Raw genomic sequence first — 17,695 nt, 5'->3', positions numbered from 1 at the left:
GGAATCTGACACTGTCTCAGCTGTCGATTCATTTTGCCGGGCGGTTAGACGCTCATATTGATCTGTAATTCGCTGACACAGAATTTTGAACACCCTCCCGAACACCAATGGACACTTTACTGGATGGAAAACGAATCTGGGCAGAAAAGAATTTAACCCAGATGTAACCTGACAGGCACCAGCTTAAAACGGGCGACTGTCAGATCGGGTCTGAACTACTACAAATAATGTGTTCGGCTTTATATGTGTGGTTATCCTTTTGATGTCTTATCTTGGACAGGACAGCAACACCAATCTGGTGCGAAATATTGTATCGACTGTTTCAGCGATTGCTTTGATATGCATTATTTATATGAACTCATATTCTATTAAAATTCGCCACTGGTTCTGGTTATCTTTGATTTCAACTGGCAGTTTGTATGAGTTCTTACATGGAATCTGGTGGTTCTACCCATTAGATCCTCGCGTTGCACTTAGTTTCTTGTGCTTCTTTATTCTTTCTGGTGCTAATTTATCCATCTTCATTGTTTCACATTTAAAAAATAAAGCAGCTGATTGATCGACTAACAGGTGGGGTTCCTATCGTTTATTTCTAAGGAGCCCCTACTCCCGTGGGGTTTATCTGCTATGGTTTTTTCTTTACAGATCGCTGACCACACCATCCGCAATATGCTTATCCTTCAGCTGCACATAATTCTCCGCCCCATAGGTAAAAAACTGAGTTCTCTTTCGGTAACAGGTCGTGCCTGTTTAGCCGGGTTGCCAACGTATAAATAATCGCTTTCTAAAACCTTGCCTGGGGTTACCACAGAACCGGCGGCGACGATCACTTCGTCTTCAATAATTAATAGGACACTCATTGTAGCAATCGGTCATTTTTTAGAAAAACTCAGCAACCCTTTTCTGCATATTTAAATCGTAGGCTGCTCGCGCCGGATTTTGAATGGATTTTGGCGAAGGGATTTATATTTCGGGAGACATCAGATGCGACTCAGCCTCAGGTATATCCTGAAATATAAATAGGCGGAAAAATGGGAGGTTGCTAGCTGAGTGCTGCTTTACATCGGCTCACGCCAGGCGGTGAGAGTAAATAGAACACCCATCTTATTCTGATCACTCCCACACAGTCAGCAGTGTAATGCCTCAGAGCGGCTGATCGTACCCCTCCGCCAGATGCTTATCCTTCAGCCGCACATAATTGCCCGCACCATAGGTAAAAAAGCTGCGTTCTTTTTCGGTAATCGGCCGTGCCTGTTTGGCCGGGTTGCCAACGTATACATAACCGCTTTCCAGACGTTTGCCCGGTGTCACCACGGCGCCGGCGGCGACGATCACTTCGTCTTCGACGATGGCGCCGTCCATGATCATGGATTTCATGCCGATTAATACGCGGTTGCCGATGGTGCAGCCGTGCAGCATGGCCTGATGGCCGATGGTCACATCGTCGCCGATAATCAGCGGGTAGCCGCCGGGGTTGTAGTCGGAGGCGTGGGTAATATGCAGTACGCTGCCATCCTGTACGCTGGTGCGCGCGCCGATACGGATATGGTGCATATCGCCGCGGATGACTGCTAACGGCCAGACCGAGCAGTCGTCGCCCATTTCCACATCGCCGATAATTACCGCACTGCGGTCCACGAATACGCGCTCGCCCAGTTTCGGGCTATGGCCCTGATAGCTTCTTACGTCTGACATTGTGTTCTGTTCCCGCGCTATGATCTTGAATTAAGGCCATTTGACCCAATTTATAAGGCATTGAGCAAGGGTTGCCCGTCAGGCACCTTCACCTACGCCCCTTTTCCGGAAGCGAAGCATCTATGAGCACTTCTTCATCTACCAGCGCAACGGCTGCGACCAATCCGCTGTCAGTAAACCATCGCCTGCCGCCGTTTTCGGCTATTAAACCAGAACATATCAAACCTGCTATCGAACAAAGGTTGAACCAGAACCGCGAGCGTATCCGCGAGTTGCTGGCCACGGTCAGCGAGCCGACCTGGGATAACTTTATTGCGCCGATGGAAGCCTGGGACGATGAGCTGAGCCAGGCCTGGTCGCCGGTCGGTCATTTAAACGGTGTGCTTAACAGCGATGAACTGCGCGATGCCTATAACGCCTGCTTGCCGCTGCTGAGCCAGTACAGTACCGAAATGGGGCAGAACAAAGCGCTGTGCGATGCCTACAAAAAGCTGCGCGCCTCGGCGCAGTTCGACAGTCTGAGCACTGCACAGAAAACCGCGGTGGAACATGCCCTGCGCGATTTCCATCTGGCCGGTGTCGATCTGCCGGACGATAAAAAAGCCCGCTATGGCGAAATCCGTCAGCGTTTGTCTGAGCTGACCTCTAAATTCGGCGAGAACGTACTGGATGCCACCAATCACTGGAGCAAACTGATCAGCGATAAGACTGAGCTGGCCGGTCTGCCCGATAGCGCCCTCGACCTGCTGGCGCAACAGGCTAAAGCGCATGAGCAGGAAGGTTATCGTTTAACGCTGGATTTCCCGTCCTATATGCCGGTGCTGACCTACGGTGAAAACCGCAGCCTGCGCGAAGAAATGTACACCGCCTATGTTACACGCGCCTCCGATCAGGGCCCGGATGCCGGCAAGTTTGATAACAGCCAGCTGATGAATGAAATTCTGACCCTGCGTTACGAGCTGGCGCAGCTACTGGGTTTTGAGTCGTATGCCCACTATTCGGTAGAAACCAAAATGGCCGGCTCACCGGACGAAGTGCTGGAGTTTTTAAGCGATCTGGCGGCCAAAGCGAAACCCCAGGCGGAGCGCGAATTTGCCGAGCTGAAAGCCTTTGCCGCCGAACAGGGCTGCGCTGATTTACAGCCGTGGGATGTGAGCTTTTACAGCGAAAAATTACGTCAGGCGCGTTACGCCATTTCGCAGGAAGATATCCGCCCGTATCTGCCGGTTGATACCGTGATTAACGGTATGTTTGAAGTGGTATCGCGGCTGTATGGCCTGAGCTTTGAAGAGCAGAAAACCTTCGACAGCTATCATCCGGATGCGCGTTTTTTCCACGTATTAAAAGACGGCGAACAGATTGCCGCCTTCTATCTGGATTTATACGCGCGGCCGAAAAAACGCGGCGGCGCCTGGATGGACGATTGCCGTATCCGTCGCCGTAATGCCGATGGCAGCATCCAGCTGCCGGTGGCTTATCTGGTGTGTAATTTCACGCCGCCGGTTGGTGATAAACCGGCACTGCTGACCCACGACGAGCTGACCACGCTGTTCCATGAATTTGGTCATGGCCTGCACCATATGCTGACACAGATTGATGTGGCGGCGGTGAGCGGCATTAATGGCGTGGCCTGGGATGCCGTCGAACTGCCGAGTCAGTTCCTGGAAAACTGGTGTTACGAGCCGGAGGCGCTGGCTTTTATTTCCGGTCACTATGAAACAGGTGAGCCGCTGCCACAGGAACTGCTGGATAAACTGCTTGCCGCCAAACATTTCCAGAGCGCGATGATGACCATGCGTCAGCAGGAATTTGCCCTGTTCGATTTCCGCCTGCACCACGAATTCCGTGAGCAGCCGGTGGATGTGCAGCAGCTGCTGAACGAAGTCCGTGCTCAGGTAGCGGTGGTGCCGATTGCCGAATTTAACCGTTTCCAGCACAGCTTCAGCCATATTTTTGCCGGTGGTTATGCCGCCGGTTATTACTCCTACAAATGGGCCGAAGTACTGAGTGCCGATGCTTATTCGCGCTTTGAAGAAGAAGGCATTTTTAACCGTGCGACCGGCGAAAGTTTCCTGCAGGAAATTCTCAGTCAGGGCGGCTCGCGTGAAGCGGCGGTACTGTTTGAAAACTTCCGTGGCCGTAAGCCGTCGGTTGAGCCTTTGCTGCGCCACAGCGGTATTGTGGTGGAGGAGGTTGCCTGATGTCTGAGTACAAACCCAAACGTCCGCGCCGCTTTATTGCCGGCGCTGTCTGCCCCAAGTGCAGCGAAATGGACAAGACCGTTATGTACAGTAACGATGACGGCGAAGAAGTGCGCGAGTGCATCAGCTGCGGTTTCAGCCAGACCACCACCGAGCAGGCGCAGGAAGATCAGCAGGCGCAGGAACTGGTGACACGGGTAACGCCCGATGGTAAGCCGATTCTGGACGACGGCGAGCAACCGCTGAAAATTCTCGGCCTCTCGCCCTCAGCTGTTAACACAAAGACGGATTCTGACGCTGACAAAAAGTGACCTTTTTATTGGTTGAGTCATCAGTAAAGAGCCAGTAGACTGACATTATTAACAGCACCCGCTGCCGGCTGTCTGACGCAAGGATGTGTCAGACGGCCGGATTCGTTTTATCTTCCCGCTTTTCTTATTATTCTCTGCTTTTCATCATTCGTTCAGATTCACGCTTTATGCTTGCCGGCCCTGCTTTTATGGCGGCAATGTTTCCGCACCGTCCGGATGCCGGGGCTGTTTTTGAGCATGGTGTCGTTTTCGGGCTTGGGCTTTCAGGACAGGCGTTTTAGACTGTCGCTCCTCAAGCTAATTAACGAGCAACTTATTAAGCAAGGAGCTGCTGTGAAACCGGGTAAAACCCTTCGTTCAATTTCTGCGTTGCTGCCAGTGATTTTGCTGGCTGGTTGTGCAACCTATGGTGCCGGAGTGACCGGTGCTATTCAGGATGTACAAAAAGGCGATTACGCCGCCTCCGAAGCCAAATTTCAGAAAGCCCTGAACCCAAGCGGTAATGACCGCCTGCTTTATCATATGGAGCTGGCGGTGGTTAAACATCTGGAAGGCGATTTTACTGCCAGTAATGTGCTGCTCGATAAAGCGGAGCGCATCGCCGAAGACCTGGAAACAACCAGCATTACCGGTTCCGTGGTGACGCTGATGTCAAACCCGCGTCAGGGTCCATACGGTGGTGCCGATTTCGAGAAAGTCTTTATTAACTATTACAAGGCACTGAACTATTTTGGTCTGGCGCAGCTGGCGACCGACCGCAATGGTTATTACGACGCACTGGAGGGTGCGCGTATTGAGTCCCGCCGCCTGATTATCCGCCTTAACGATCTGAACTCGCGTAAAGGCACCTACGCCGAGCAGAACGATAAAGATCAGCAAACCTTCACCAAACTGCTGAAAATTTTTGAGAAGCTGCAGGGCAATCTGGTGGATATGGATAAACTGCAATACCGCGATGACGCCATGGCGCATTACCTCACCGGTATCAGTTTTGAAATGAACGGCGAGTACGATGACGCCCGCATCAGTTACCAGAAAGCCGCGAAAAGCTATGAAGATGGCTTCAGCAAACAGTTCCGTCTGGACTCAGAAATGACTGCGCAGGCCTGGTTCGACACCATCCGCATGATGCAGAAGGCCGGAGGTTACAACACTGAATGGCGCGCACTGGCAAAGAAAAAACTGAGCAAAGCGCGTCAGGCCGAGCTGAAAAACTGGACAGCTGACAAAGCCCAGATCATCGTGCTGGAGCACAAGGGTCTGGCGCCACAGCGTAAAGAAATGAGTCTGGAGCTGTCGGTGAATCCGGCCCTGCAGGCGCTGGAAATCCGTCCGTATTTCTTTGGTAACGACAAAGCCCAGCTGGCCTGGTTCTATGTGCTGTACGCCGATAAAGATATTTTCGATGCCGTGGCGAACTACCTCGATGCCGCCGAAGTCGGATACTGGTTTAACAGCTTTACCAAGACAGTGCCTATTGGCCCGCTGTGGAATACCGCGCAGGATATGGGTCTGCTGAGTGCCATCGGCGATTCTATGCGCATTACCGTGCCCTACTATTCACCGGTTAAAGCGCTGGGTGAGAGTACCCTGAGCGTTGATGGCGAGCGTAACCTGATGCTGAAATCCTCCAACCCGGCATTGATGGCGGTGCAGGAACAGATGGTTAACTCATCTACCGATATTCAGCTGGCGCTGGCGCGTTCATCATTGAAAGCCTTAACCGCACAATCGGTTGCTTCAGCTGGTGGCAGTGGCTCGCTGGGCAGTATTCTGTCGATGGCCGGTAAACTGACGGCACAACTGACCGATGCTGCTGAAACCCGCAACTGGCTTTTGTTGCCAAGCGATATCCGCATTCGCCGGGTTGTTGTTGAGCCGGGTGAACATACACTGGCGCTGGACTCCACGCTGAACGCGGGCCAGCGTCAGAGCGCACAGGAACAGGTGAATCTGAAAGCCGGAGACATCCATCTGTGGCGCGTACGTACATTGCCTCCTCTGGCCGGTGCGGCCAAAGAAAGCGAAGTAAAACAACTGATTAAAGTATCTGAATAACTCATATTCATTGTCTGATAAGGAAGGACACCATGCTGACAAATATCACCAAACTGACTGCCTGCACTCTGCTGGGTGCCTCTGTGCTGCTGTCTGCCGGTTGCTCAACCAAAGTAACCCGTCTGGCGGCTAACGAAGAAGTGGCGCTGTCTGATCGCTGGAATGCTAAAGACTCCGAACTGGTGGCCAACGAAATGATCACCGACATGCTGTCTTTCCCATGGGCGCGTGACTTCGAGATGGACAATAACCGTCGTCCGACCGTGATCATCTCGCGCATCAGCAACAAGTCGCACGAGCACATTGCCGTCGATACCTTCATCAACGACATCAAGCGTTCCATCATCCGTTCCGGCCGTGCCGGTTTCGTTGCCGGTGGCGATGAGCGTGATGCGGTACGTGATGAGCGTCGCGATCAGGAACTGAACGCCAAGAACGCCAAGGCTCAGGGCCAGGAAAAAGCCGCTGATTTCGCCCTGTCCGGCACCATCAACTCGCTGGTGGATCAGGTGGGCAAAGAACGTGTGACCTTCTATCAGGTAGACCTGAAACTGATCGACATGGAATCCAATATGGAAGTGTGGAACGGTCAGAAGAAGATCCAGAAACTGCAGCAGAAATCCTCTTTCGGATTCTAAGGACAGCCCGTGGCTAAGCGCTTACTGGTTGCGGCACTGGCACTGGGCACAGGCATCAGCCTGCTGTCCGGTTGTGTCGGCAACAGCACCAAACCGGCCAAAGACGCAGCCCGCAGCAGCAAAGCTCCGGCCTGGGTAACGCAGCCGCCGCAGATGCGCGGCATGGCCTACGGCATCGGTTCGATGGAAATCTACGGCAGTGCCACCGATGCGGTAAAACGCGCGGCGGAACTGGCGCGGATTGATCTGGTATCGCAGCTTAAAGTCACCGTCAGCGGTGACTTCAGCAGCGAAACCGTCGAGCTGAGCGGCAGCAACCGTGACAGCGAAGTGCTGCGTACCGTGCGCAACTATGTGCGCAGTCAGGTGCCACCGGCCGAGCTGGACGAAGTGCAGATCAGCGAAACCCATACCGACGCCAAATATGCTTACGCCCTGGCAGAGCTGGATCGTAATGCCGCGGCCGCACGTCTGCGCCGCGATATGAACGATATCGAACAGGAACTGAGCGCCATCGGCGAACTGCAGCCAAGCGGTAACCGCCTGCAACAGCTGCAGCCGTTATTGCCGGCACTGACCCTGTTCGCCAAGCGTGAGCGTCTGGGTGAGCGCCTGACGCTGATCAGCATGGAACGTAAGGCCCCGGCCTTAAGTCCTGAGCTGAAAGCACTGCAGGACCGCATCTACGCCCAGATCGACCAGCTGCAGGTCAGCCTCGAACTGCTCGATGACGGCGCCCAGACCATTGGTGGCGGCGTGCTCGAAGCGCTGACCTCACAGGGCCTGCGCATTCAGGACGGCAGCGACGCCGACCTGCGCTTCGATATCAGCGCCCAGCTGAGCGGCAAAGCCAAAGATGGCAGCCACTACGTGTTTGCCGACAGCCGCGTTACCATCCGCGATGGTGCCGGTCGTGTGCTGAGCTCGTTCAGCAAACAGGCCAAAGGCGTGTCCGGGCTGGAAGACGTGGCCCGGCAGAAAGCTGCACGTGAAGTTGCCAAGCTGATTGGTGATGAACTGGCGGTAGCGCTGGTGGATAAAATCCGCTGATAGATGCAATTCGCTGATGGCTACAATTTGCTGGATGGCTACAATTTGCTGATAGTGGCGATTGTTGCGCAATAAAAAAAAGAGCCTCATTTGAGGCTCTTTTTTTGTCTGGCGTTTGTTACCGCTTTGCGGCTTCGGCTCAGTCAAGCCAGCGGGTCAGCTGATAATCCTTGGAGAACTCCAGCATAAATTCCAGTTTTGGAATCAGCCCCAGCTGACGGACTTTTTCCAGAGCAATTTTATGATTGCTGGTCGCAGTTTTTGGGATCAGCTGCTCCAGTTCATCAAAAATCCGAGCAAAGCGTTTCATATTGTCGGCGCTGGCAATAAACCAGAAATCCGAAAGTCCTTCGTTGGTTGTCGGAAAACCACGTTCATAGCGGAAAAATTTATCCGGATGGCTGAACGTTTTTTCTTCGGGAATCACCTTGCCTGAGGTATCGCGGAAACCAACCCAGCGGCCTGCGTAGAACTTCTCCGGGTCCAGCCGGGAAAAATCGATATCGGCAAACAGTGACATATCAAAGCGACTGACCATGATAAAGTCGTAGCGGACACCGTTTTCTTCTTCGTACTGGCCAACCAGATCGACAGCCCGTTTAAAGGTTGCCCAGCGGCTGTAGATGTTATTTACGCGGTAGAGCTCGCGGGTCTTTCCGCGTAACTTCTTCTTAAAGTCTTTAAAACGCTCGCCAAGCGTTGGCGTAAAAAAGACTTCACTGTTCTGGAAGAGCGCTTTGCGCGGCTGATAGATTTCTTTCAGCTGATCGGCAACATCCACACTCCAGCTATGCATAAAGACGTCACAATTATTGATGCCGAGTATGTGTTGCTTGTACAGATCACTCTCGGCTTCAAAGGTGACTTCCAGTCCACCGTGTTTAAAGTTCTTACCTGCGGCCAGTCCATGCAGGCAGAAAGCAACTTTAGGTTTATCAGACATTCTTGTCTTCCTGTTGATATAAGTAAGCACGCAGAGCGCTTATTTTACCGGCTTGCCATTGGATAACATCGGTGCCGATATAGCGCTGATCGTCGATCTGCAGTTCAAACTCGATCACGGATTTTTCGCCATCGACCAGAATGTTTTTCTCAATGAAATTGATCTTCTTCACTGAAGCAAAAAGCCCGGTCAGAAAATCGCGGATGGCCGCTTTTCCACTGAGATTGACGCCCGGGTCAATGAGAGTGGCATCGTCATCGAAGAAGTTCATAACGGAGTCGAGATCCATTGCATGGAATGCATGGACATAAGCGCGGGATTTCTCTTCGATAACATGACGCGACAATGTGATGTCGTGTTCGAATACTTTAATCGAATGGGAATCGTAAAAATTATAGTAAACGCCGCCTGCCAGGGGTTTTGCCAGAACAGTCTGGCCAGCCAGAATCATTTCGTTGATGGTCGAGGATACAAAATACTGACCATTGATCTGATTCTGTTTGCGGATAACGCTTTTGGCCGCTTCGATAAAATCCCGCGCATGGCGGAAGTAGAAAAAGCCGGCCATGGCATGACGGCTGATCGGCAATTTCTCTGAGGTCTGCCGTACTTCCGCGCGTTCGTTGAGAAGCGCGTAAGACCATTTAGGGTGAACGGATTCAAAGGTCAGCACGCCAGCGTCAGCTTTGCTTTCGCGGTAGAAAGCCAGAGCGGCACTGATATCTTCGCTCAGGTGATGGTCGGCCGAGGAAATGATCAGCTCGTCATCGGCATTCATCGTATCCAGAGCAAGCAGGCAGGTACAGAGTGCACCACCGGTATCGCCGTTGATGTCGATGATGTTGTATTCGCCGGGTACAACAATTTTGATGATGGCATCAAGTGACAGTGCTTTCCGTTCGATTTTCGGCACCATGAAAATAAAACGGGCATCACTGCCAAGGCCGGCAAAAGGAGTCAGAGCATGTTCGAGCAGCGTCTTGCCTGCCACTTCGGTCAGAATTTTCGGGTAAATCCCGCCGGCAGAGGCTTCGTAAAGACCTGCGCCGCTCATTGGAATAATAATATTCATGCTGCGCCCTCGATTTCAGAGATCCGGTTTCTGATGTTGTCGTAGGTGACATCAAAAACAGAATCCACCTTCATTACGTGAGCCTGGCTTGCATAGGCGGCTTTCAGACCGTTTTCGTTATCTTCCACAATCAGACACTGCTGCGGATTTAATCCCAGCCGGGAGATAGCCAGGTTGTACATTTCCGGGTCCGGCTTGCCTTTGGAGACGTCTTCGTTGGAAATGAAAAACTCAAGGTAAGGTTTCAGATGCGCCTGATCCATCATAACGGCAACGGAGTTGCGGATGGAGTTAGAGGCAACGGCTAACTTGTAACCTTGTTTGCTCAGGGATGACAGCGCATATTCATGGTGAAACATCGGCCGGCACAGGTTGTTGACCATCTCCATGGTGTACTGCTGTTTCAGCTCATTAATAAAATCATGTAATGACCGCGGCAGACCTTTCTCCCGTGACAAAATATTCAGCTTGTCGCGCGTGGGCAGGCCATCGTAGGTGATCTCATGTTCGGGACGGGTAATTTCATAACCGAACAGACGCAGTGCTTTATTCAGTGCTTCGTAATGCCAGTCTTTGGCATCAATCAGTACGCCGTCCATATCGAAGATGACGGCCTTAATAACCTTAGTCAAAACGGAAGTACCTCTCTGCCTGTTCCGGAATATCCGTACACAGAATTAAATGATCGCTCTCCAGCAGCTCGCCGGGGAGGTTGCGCAGTTCTGACCATTCGTCGTTAACATCGCGGCGGTGTAATTCCGGAGAAACGATGCAGACCTTTTTACCGGCAGACAGCCACTGCTGTAACTGACCGGCATCAATGTTCAGTCGCTGAAAACCATCGAGCCATACTCCCTGGGCCTGCTCCAGCAGAACGCCCGGTGTTTCGTATTCACTGGCACGCAGAAATGTGGTCAGGCCGTTGCGCAGATATCCCAGCGTGTCAGGTAATGACATGTCGAACATAAAATAGTTTTCGATGCCATGCTGCTGCAGACTCTGGGCCACGGCAGTCTGCAGACCATCGGCCTTAACGTTTAAGGCCAGGCACGGGCGCTGATCGTAACGCAGATATATTTCCAGCATCTCGTCGAACGTCAGTTCTGTACCGTTCGGCATATCGTGGCTGATCATCAGTTTCCCGGCGCAGTCACGGATATCTGTTTCCGTACCGTATCCCATGGAAAAAGAACGGTGGAACGCTGCGACGGTATTTTTTTCTGTGGCGTCGAGCCAGTAGCCCCGGTGAGAAATAATCTGCATGCGATTCTCTTATGATCAGAAGTTAATTGCCTGCTGGTAGACCGGCAGTGATTTGAACAGATCCAGATCACTCGGAATACCTAAGCCGTACATGCCATCAGCTTCGCGGCCAATGTTGTACACACCAATATTGGCGTTTTCTTCACGGTACATATAGGTGTAAACCGGAGCGACATAAAACTCGCCATTAGAGCGCTCATTATTGGCAATCATTTTGTCGGCCTTGGCGACGAAGTCTTTGCCATGGCGGTAGTTATAAATGCCAACGGTTGCTTCATCGGAGACGACAATTTTTTCGACCACTTCAGAAACCCGGCCGTTGTCTTCTACGCGGGCGTAAGACCATTTCGGGTCGTCGGCTTTCATCGTCATTATCAGGCCATCAAGCGCCTGATCATCCATGTAATTCAGATAATCGTTAATATCCACATCAACCCACTGGTCAGAATTGGCAATCATCAGCGGGTCGTCGTTGTTGATGTAATCCCGTGCTTCAAGAACCGTACAGGCGGCACCTTCGGTGATGCCATCAATACCAATAACAACAGCCCCCGGAGCCCAGCTGCACAGTTTGTTCTGCAGATCGTAGTCGGCCAGATGCTGGTTCTGACAGATAAAAATAAAACGGTGGTCGCAGGAGGGTTTGAGGTTGTTGATCACAACTTCAATCATGCGTTTACCCGACAGCGGAATCAGGGGTTTAGGATCGGTATAACCTTCTTTGGCGAAACGACTGCCACGCCCTGCCATTGGGATAACAATATTCAGCATCAGGCATTCTCTTCCAGATATTTATCGTTCAGTGCCCCCGGCAGTTTGACTACCGTGGTGATGGTGTCTTCCAGAGCTTCAAAGTCGGTGTACTCACCGGGCGCAATACGGATGATTGAGCCCGCTCCGTATTCCTGACCTTTCATCCGTGCCCGTCCGGAGACGATAACCGTGATTTCGGTGGCGATTTTGTGGCAATGGCTGGCTTCTTTATCACCAGCCTTAAAATGCTGTACGGCGACTTCAACATCCGTGGTTTTGTAGAGTGTTGGTTCGAAGCCGCCGACAAACCAGCCGCGTACCATATCTTCCAGTTTAAAGCTGTCCATAAAACTCCCCGTTGTTGCGGATTAGCGCTGCGCCAGCGCTGTTTTCGCCCGTGCCGCAGCGGCACGTACCTGATCCGGTGCGGTGCCACCAATATGGTTACGCGCCGCGACCGAGCCTTCCAGTGTCAGTACATCAAAGACGTCGGCGGTGATTTCAGTGGAGAACTGCTGCAGTTCTTCCAGTGTCATTTCGCTCAGGTCTTTGCCGGTTTTCACGCCGTAGCCAACCGCTTTACCCACAATTTCGTGGGCGTCACGGAACGGGATACCTTTGCGCACAACATAATCGGCGAGGTCGGTGGCGGTGGAGAAACCACGCATTGCGGCTTCGCGCATATCGTCTTTGCGGGCAATCAGGTTGGGCGCCATATCGGCGAAGGCACGCAGGCTGTCGCGCAGGGTATCGACGGTGTCGAACAGCGGCTCTTTGTCTTCCTGATTGTCTTTGTTGTAGGCCAGCGGCTGCGATTTCATCAGCGTCAGCAGGCCAACCAGATGGCCGTATACGCGACCGGTTTTACCGCGTACCAGTTCCGGCACGTCGGGGTTTTTCTTCTGCGGCATGATGCTGGAGCCGGTGCAGAAACGGTCCGGCAGATCGATAAAGCGGAACTGGGCGGAGGCCCACAGCACCAGCTCTTCGGAGAAGCGCGACATGTGCATCATGATCAGCGACGCGGCTGAGCAGAATTCGATAGCAAAATCGCGGTCGGATACGGAATCCAGGCTGTTTTCGGTCGGCGCGTCAAAGCCCAGCAGTTCAGCGGTGTAATGACGGTCGATCGGGTAGGTGGTGCCGGCCAGTGCTGCAGCACCCAGCGGCAGCTGGTTCATACGCGCACGGCAGTCCTGCAGACGGGCGTAATCGCGCTCGAGCATGGCGTTCCAGGCCAGCAGGTGATGACCAAAAGTCACCGGCTGCGCAGTCTGCAGATGGGTGAAGCCCGGCATAATGGTGTCGGCTTCTTTTTCCGCCAGCTCCACCAGACCCTGCTGCAGGCGGGTCAGCTCGGCGCTGATGACGTCGATTTCGTCACGCAGGTAAAGGCGGATATCGGTGGCCACCTGATCGTTACGGGAACGGCCGGTGTGCAGCTTCTTACCGGTGATGCCGATCTTTTTGGTCAGTGCCGCTTCGATGTTCATGTGCACGTCTTCCAGTGCCACTGACCATTCGAAGTCACCGCGCTCGATTTCGATACGCACTTCTTCCAGTCCGCGGATGATGTCATCGCGTTCCTGTGCGGTCAGTACGCCGACTTTGCACAGCATTTTGGCGTGGGCGACGGAGCCCTGAATGTCCTGACGGTACATGCGGCGGTCAAAGTCCACCGATGCGGTGTAGCGCGCAACAAAAGCGTCGGTCGGTTCGGAGAAGCGTCCGCCCCAGGAAGCATTGGTGGATGATTGATCAGACATGAGTACCTCAAACTGGTGCATGAATCGGAAATGGCGCGGATTATAACCATTGCGGCAGCGCTCTGTCCCTGTTTTGCCGCCATTCAGCGTTTGCAGGCTTGCCCTGTTGCAGTACTGGCGACAGACTTAGGCTCCGCGCCAGTTCAGGAATCATCACTTTGTCAGTCAGCCATTCAACATCCTCTTCTGCCCGTGGACAGCAGGCGCTGCTGGAAGCCTTTTTCCTGCCTGACCTGTGTAACACCCGTGCGGTGATTATTCTGCTGGCGCTGAGCGAAGCGCTGGTGCTGGCGCTGACGCTGGTCGAGAGCGGTTTGCCGCAATTTTCCTGGCAGCGTTTTACCGTGGTGTCGTTCTTTGTGCAGTGGGTTTGTCTGCTGTCGGTGGCGATTCTGTGTCAGCTGCGGGTTTTGCTGGCGCGGTTAACGGCGATGTCGGCCTCGCTGGTGGCACTGCTGGTGATCGAGCTGGTAACGCTGGGGGTTAGTCTGATCGGCGAGTGGTTATGGCCCCTCGACCGTACTTACACTGACTGGCCCTGGGTACTGCGTAACCTGCTGATTGCCGGCGTCTTCGGCGCCATGGCGATGCGTTATTTCTATGTGCAGAGCCAGTGGCGGCTGAAAACCCAGGCCGAGCTGAAATCGCGGCTGGCGGCACTGCAGGCCAATATCCGCCCGCACTTCTTTTTTAACACCCTGAATACCGTGACTTCACTGATCAGCGTTGATCCGGATAAGGCCGAACACCTGTTGCTCGATCTGGCGCAGCTGTTCCGCGCGGTGCTGAATAACGATGACGCACAGATCCCGCTGGCACAGGAAATTGAACTGGGTCGCCGTTATCTGGGTATCGAGCAGGTGCGGCTGGGCAATGAGCGCCTGCAGGTGAACTGGAAATTGCCGCAGCCGTTACCGGCGGCGCTGAAAGTACCGCAGTTACTGCTGCAGCCATTGCTGGAAAACGCGGTTTACCATGGCATTCAGCCGAGTATCAGCGGTGGCTGGATTGAGGTTGAGCTGGCACAGGAAGGCCAGGCGGAAGATAACGGCGCCTGGTGGCTGACCATCCGCAACAGCAAACCTGAGGGCAGTGGTGAAGCGGGTAACCGTCTGGCGCATAATAATATCCGCGCCCGGCTGGCCGCACTGGATGAACAGGCGCGGCTGGAAGTTGACGATCTGGGCGGGGAATATATTGCCCGTCTGCGTTTGCCGCAGGCTGCGGCGGATGGTGTAACAACCGTTAAGGGAAGTGTATGACCTATCGTGTTCTGCTGGTGGATGATGAGCCTCTGGCGCGGGAGCGCATGAAGCGCTTGTTGCTGGAACACCACGATTTTGTCTGTGCCGGAGAAGCCGGAAACGGCGATGAAACGCTGGCATGGCTGCGCATGCATCGGGCCGATCTGGTGCTGCTCGATATTCAGATGCCCGGCCGCAACGGCCTGGATACCGCCGCCGCGATACAGGAATTGCCGCAACCACCGCTGGTGGTGTTCTGCACCGCTTATGACGAACACGCGCTGCAGGCCTTCGCCGTGAAAGCCATCGACTATCTGCTGAAGCCGGTGCGCAAAGAAGACTTATGCCGCGCGCTGCAGCGCGCCAGTGAATGGCTGGCACAGAGTGGCGCGCAGGCGGATAACGAAGCCACCGTGACCGCCGCCCGTCCCGCCGGCAGCCGCACCCATCTGAGCGCGCGCACGCACAATGGCCTGCAGCTGATTCCGCTGGAAGAGGTGTTTTATTTCTACGCCGATCAGAAATACGTCAACGTCCATCACGAAGGCGGCGAAACCCTGATCGACGATTCCCTGCGTCAGCTCGAAGACGAATTCCCCGGTCTGTTTGTGCGCGTACACCGCAGCGCACTGGTTGCGCTTAACCGCATTGAACGCCTTGAAGCCCTGAACAGCGGTGGTCACAAGGTGTATTTACGCGGCCTGGCTGACGGCGTTCCGGTCAGTCGCCGGCATCTGCCGGATGTACGGCGGGTGATGAAGGAGCTGTAACAAAGGCTCTGGTGTCGCTCCCGACCCAGATCATTACCCCCATTCATTCCCCGCTGGTATGATGCGGCATTACTTTCTGAATTCATTGTCAGGCCCGGCCTGACCCGCGTTAAGGAATGTCATGTCTGCCGTAACCACGCTCCGCATTGCTACCCGTAAAAGCCCGCTTGCCATGTGGCAGGCCGAACATATCAAGGCCCGTCTGGAAGCGCTGCATCCGGGGCTGGTGGTCGAGCTGGTGACCTTTACCACTCAGGGCGACAAAATTCTCGATGTGCCGCTGGCCAAAATCGGCGGCAAGGGCCTGTTCGTGAAAGAACTCGAAGTTGCGATGCTCGACGGCCGTGCCGATATCGCCGTGCACTCAATGAAAGACGTACCGATGGAATTTCCCGAAGGTCTGGAACTGGGCATTATCTGCGAGCGCGAAAACCCGCACGATGCCTTTGTCTCCAATACCTATAAAAGCATTGATGAGCTGCCGCAGGGCGCGGTGGTCGGTACGTCCAGCCTGCGCCGTCAGTGTCAGATTCAGCAGCAGCGTCCGGACCTTATTATCAAAAGCCTGCGCGGTAACGTGCAGACCCGTCTGAGCAAGCTTGATGCCGGTGAGTTCGATGCCATCATCCTCGCCGCCGCTGGTCTGCTGCGTATGGAAATGCACGACCGCATTGCCTCCTTTATTCCTGCTGAACAATCGCTGCCAGCCGGTGGCCAGGGTGCCCTGGGCATCGAATGGCGGGCCAATGACAGCGCCATCCACGAGCTGTTAAAACCTCTGCACGATGATAAAACCGCCGCCTGTGTGCTGGCCGAGCGTGCTCTTAACCGTCGCCTGCAGGGTGGCTGTCAGGTGCCGATTGCCGCTTACGCCGAGCTGGATGGCGAGTCGCTCAGCCTGCGCGGTCTGGTCGGCAGTGTGGATGGCAAAACCATGCTGCGTACGGCGCAGAGCGGACTGGCCGCAGACGCCGAAGCCATGGGCATTGCGGCGGCTGAAGACCTGTTAGCACAGGGTGCCGGTGCTATCCTGTCCGCCGTTTACGGCCATGACGTGAAGTAATGACAGTGGCCGCCGCTGTCCCCATCGTTGTTACCCGCCCGGACGGTCAGGCGGGTGGGCTGATCGCTGAGCTGAGTGCCCGTGGTTTTCCGGTACGCCATCATCCGCTGATTGAAATTGTGCCGCTGGCCGACGATGAACAGGCGGTGGCCAGTGGTTTGCGCCAGCGTATTCTGGATATTGACCACTACACCGCGGTGATCGCCATCAGTATGAATGCCGCCGCTATTGGTCTGGATTGGCTCGACCGTTATTGGCCGCAGCCGCCACTGGGTATACATTGGTGTGCGGTTGGGCCAAGTACCGCCGAAGTACTGCAGCGGGAAGGTTTCAGTGTGCATTCACCCGTGACAACCTACGACAGCGAAGGTCTGCTGGAGCTGCCGGTGATGCAGAGCGATGTGATCGGTGGCCGTAAAGTGCTGCTCTGGCGTGGTGTCGGCGGGCGCGAAAAACTGGCGTCAGAGCTGACTGCCCGTGGTGCCGAAGTCGATTACGCCGAACTGTACGAGCGCCGTGAAATTGCCTGGAGCGCACAGCAATGGGCCGACACGCTGGCCGGTGAGCCGGTGCTGCTGCTGAGCAGCAATCAGGCGCTGGATATTGTTGAGCAACAGGTGCCCGACTTGGCTCAGCGCGTCAGTGCCATTATGTTGCCCGGTGAACGCGTTGCAGCAGCAGCCCGCAGCCGCGGTTACCGCGAAGTGCTGGTGGCTGCCAGTGCCCGTGATGAAGATATGCTGGCTTGCCTGCAAGCCTGGCGGGCAGCGCAGTAACAAATCAGCGCAGTAACAAATAACAGTGTCAGGGCCACGCCAAGGCCCGGCGCAGAATAAAAGAATATCAATTCAGCGATACAGCAAAGGAT

The 17,695-nt window shown here is 54.2% G+C and carries 18 protein-coding genes; 9 read left to right on the top strand and 9 right to left on the bottom strand.

Annotated features, from left to right (window positions below):
• Positions 1-680: 680 nt before the first annotated feature.
• Both LGT44_RS18105 and LGT44_RS18100 read right to left on the bottom strand, forming a co-directional pair.
• On the bottom strand, positions 681-860 hold the full coding sequence (locus LGT44_RS18105) for an LbetaH domain-containing protein (protein ID WP_230332116.1): 180 nt from the start codon (positions 858-860) through the stop codon (positions 681-683).
• 283 nt (positions 861-1,143) lie between these two features.
• Positions 1,144-1,695, bottom strand: coding sequence for a gamma carbonic anhydrase family protein (locus LGT44_RS18100; RefSeq protein ID WP_230332117.1), 552 nt, complete (start codon positions 1,693-1,695; stop codon positions 1,144-1,146).
• Positions 1,696-1,817: 122 nt separating this feature from the next.
• On the opposite strand from LGT44_RS18100, the gene prlC reads away from it, so the two are divergent.
• The 5 genes from prlC to LGT44_RS18075 all read left to right on the top strand — a co-directional run bounded on the left by prlC (position 1,818) and on the right by LGT44_RS18075 (position 7,953).
• Entirely contained in the window at positions 1,818-3,896 is a 2,079-nt protein-coding gene (gene prlC / locus LGT44_RS18095; RefSeq protein ID WP_230332118.1) for an oligopeptidase A, read from the top strand.
• Entirely contained in the window at positions 3,896-4,207 is a 312-nt protein-coding gene (locus LGT44_RS18090; RefSeq protein WP_230332119.1) for a YheV family putative zinc ribbon protein, read from the top strand. Before prlC ends, LGT44_RS18090 begins: the two co-directional genes overlap by 1 nt.
• Before the next feature lie 333 nt (positions 4,208-4,540).
• A complete protein-coding gene (locus LGT44_RS18085; protein ID WP_230332120.1) occupies positions 4,541-6,265 on the top strand; it encodes a hypothetical protein in 1,725 nt (574 codons plus the stop codon).
• A 32-nt stretch (positions 6,266-6,297) separates the two neighbouring features.
• Entirely contained in the window at positions 6,298-6,903 is a 606-nt protein-coding gene (locus tag LGT44_RS18080) for a penicillin-binding protein activator LpoB (RefSeq protein WP_145467245.1), read from the top strand.
• Positions 6,904-6,912: 9 nt separating this feature from the next.
• Positions 6,913-7,953 (top strand): LPP20 family lipoprotein, encoded by a 1,041-nt coding sequence (locus LGT44_RS18075; protein ID WP_230332121.1) that lies wholly within the window; start codon positions 6,913-6,915, stop codon positions 7,951-7,953.
• A 139-nt stretch (positions 7,954-8,092) separates the two neighbouring features.
• Here LGT44_RS18075 and LGT44_RS18070 read toward each other — a convergent pair whose 3' ends face one another.
• Genes LGT44_RS18070 through argH form a run of 7 tightly spaced genes read right to left on the bottom strand, consistent with a single transcriptional unit; the run spans position 8,093 to position 13,750 of the window.
• Complete coding sequence (locus LGT44_RS18070; RefSeq protein WP_230332122.1) at positions 8,093-8,896, bottom strand: hypothetical protein; 804 nt, start codon at positions 8,894-8,896, stop codon at positions 8,093-8,095.
• Positions 8,889-9,968 carry a nuclear transport factor 2 family protein gene (locus LGT44_RS18065; protein WP_230332123.1) on the bottom strand — a complete coding sequence of 360 codons (1,080 nt, stop codon included), beginning with the start codon at positions 9,966-9,968 and terminating at the stop codon, positions 8,889-8,891. The genes LGT44_RS18070 and LGT44_RS18065 overlap by 8 nt, the downstream gene beginning before the upstream one ends.
• On the bottom strand, positions 9,965-10,600 hold the full coding sequence (locus tag LGT44_RS18060; protein WP_145467237.1) for an HAD family hydrolase: 636 nt from the start codon (positions 10,598-10,600) through the stop codon (positions 9,965-9,967). The genes LGT44_RS18065 and LGT44_RS18060 overlap by 4 nt, the downstream gene beginning before the upstream one ends.
• Entirely contained in the window at positions 10,593-11,231 is a 639-nt protein-coding gene (locus LGT44_RS18055; protein ID WP_230332124.1) for a PI-PLC domain-containing protein, read from the bottom strand. The genes LGT44_RS18060 and LGT44_RS18055 overlap by 8 nt, the downstream gene beginning before the upstream one ends.
• Before the next feature lie 15 nt (positions 11,232-11,246).
• On the bottom strand, positions 11,247-12,002 hold the full coding sequence (locus tag LGT44_RS18050) for a glycosyltransferase family 2 protein (RefSeq protein WP_145467233.1): 756 nt from the start codon (positions 12,000-12,002) through the stop codon (positions 11,247-11,249).
• On the bottom strand, positions 12,002-12,331 hold the full coding sequence (locus tag LGT44_RS18045) for a cupin domain-containing protein (RefSeq protein ID WP_145467231.1): 330 nt from the start codon (positions 12,329-12,331) through the stop codon (positions 12,002-12,004). Before LGT44_RS18045 ends, LGT44_RS18050 begins: the two co-directional genes overlap by 1 nt.
• Positions 12,332-12,352: 21 nt before the next feature.
• The gene (argH, locus tag LGT44_RS18040) at positions 12,353-13,750 is read right to left on the bottom strand and encodes an argininosuccinate lyase (RefSeq protein WP_145467229.1); all 1,398 of its coding nucleotides are present in this window, start codon (positions 13,748-13,750) and stop codon (positions 12,353-12,355) included.
• A gap of 158 nt (positions 13,751-13,908) precedes the next feature.
• On the opposite strand from argH, the gene LGT44_RS18035 reads away from it, so the two are divergent.
• The 4 genes from LGT44_RS18035 (at position 13,909) to LGT44_RS18020 (ending at position 17,603) form a co-directional block, all read left to right on the top strand.
• The gene (locus tag LGT44_RS18035) at positions 13,909-15,012 is read left to right on the top strand and encodes a sensor histidine kinase (RefSeq protein WP_230332125.1); all 1,104 of its coding nucleotides are present in this window, start codon (positions 13,909-13,911) and stop codon (positions 15,010-15,012) included.
• A complete protein-coding gene (locus LGT44_RS18030; RefSeq protein WP_230332126.1) occupies positions 15,009-15,764 on the top strand; it encodes a LytR/AlgR family response regulator transcription factor in 756 nt (251 codons plus the stop codon). The genes LGT44_RS18035 and LGT44_RS18030 overlap by 4 nt, the downstream gene beginning before the upstream one ends.
• A gap of 121 nt (positions 15,765-15,885) precedes the next feature.
• Positions 15,886-16,827: a hydroxymethylbilane synthase gene (hemC, locus tag LGT44_RS18025; RefSeq protein WP_230332127.1), complete on the top strand. Its 942-nt coding sequence runs from the start codon at positions 15,886-15,888 to the stop codon at positions 16,825-16,827.
• Positions 16,827-17,603: a uroporphyrinogen-III synthase gene (locus tag LGT44_RS18020; protein WP_230333668.1), complete on the top strand. Its 777-nt coding sequence runs from the start codon at positions 16,827-16,829 to the stop codon at positions 17,601-17,603. Before hemC ends, LGT44_RS18020 begins: the two co-directional genes overlap by 1 nt.
• Positions 17,604-17,695: the final 92 nt, after the last annotated feature.

This window comes from Thalassolituus alkanivorans (assembly GCF_020447205.1).
Lineage (GTDB): Bacteria > Pseudomonadota > Gammaproteobacteria > Pseudomonadales > Oceanobacteraceae > Venatoribacter > Venatoribacter alkanivorans.
The sequence above is the reverse complement of the archived record's forward strand: the minus strand, read 5'-3'. Positions and strand labels throughout refer to the sequence as shown.

Coding starts and splice junctions, on each gene's coding strand:
- LGT44_RS18105 (WP_230332116.1), bottom strand. CDS start 860: ATGAGTGTCCTATTAATTATTGAAGACGAAGTGATCGTCGCCGCCGGT.
- LGT44_RS18100 (WP_230332117.1), bottom strand. CDS start 1,695: ATGTCAGACGTAAGAAGCTATCAGGGCCATAGCCCGAAACTGGGCGAG.
- prlC (WP_230332118.1), top strand. CDS start 1,818: ATGAGCACTTCTTCATCTACCAGCGCAACGGCTGCGACCAATCCGCTG.
- LGT44_RS18090 (WP_230332119.1), top strand. CDS start 3,896: ATGTCTGAGTACAAACCCAAACGTCCGCGCCGCTTTATTGCCGGCGCT.
- LGT44_RS18080 (WP_145467245.1), top strand. CDS start 6,298: ATGCTGACAAATATCACCAAACTGACTGCCTGCACTCTGCTGGGTGCC.
- LGT44_RS18070 (WP_230332122.1), bottom strand. CDS start 8,896: ATGTCTGATAAACCTAAAGTTGCTTTCTGCCTGCATGGACTGGCCGCA.
- LGT44_RS18065 (WP_230332123.1), bottom strand. CDS start 9,968: ATGAATATTATTATTCCAATGAGCGGCGCAGGTCTTTACGAAGCCTCT.
- LGT44_RS18055 (WP_230332124.1), bottom strand. CDS start 11,231: ATGCAGATTATTTCTCACCGGGGCTACTGGCTCGACGCCACAGAAAAA.
- LGT44_RS18050 (WP_145467233.1), bottom strand. CDS start 12,002: ATGCTGAATATTGTTATCCCAATGGCAGGGCGTGGCAGTCGTTTCGCC.
- LGT44_RS18045 (WP_145467231.1), bottom strand. CDS start 12,331: ATGGACAGCTTTAAACTGGAAGATATGGTACGCGGCTGGTTTGTCGGC.
- argH (WP_145467229.1), bottom strand. CDS start 13,750: ATGTCTGATCAATCATCCACCAATGCTTCCTGGGGCGGACGCTTCTCC.
- LGT44_RS18030 (WP_230332126.1), top strand. CDS start 15,009: ATGACCTATCGTGTTCTGCTGGTGGATGATGAGCCTCTGGCGCGGGAG.
- hemC (WP_230332127.1), top strand. CDS start 15,886: ATGTCTGCCGTAACCACGCTCCGCATTGCTACCCGTAAAAGCCCGCTT.
- LGT44_RS18020 (WP_230333668.1), top strand. CDS start 16,827: ATGACAGTGGCCGCCGCTGTCCCCATCGTTGTTACCCGCCCGGACGGT.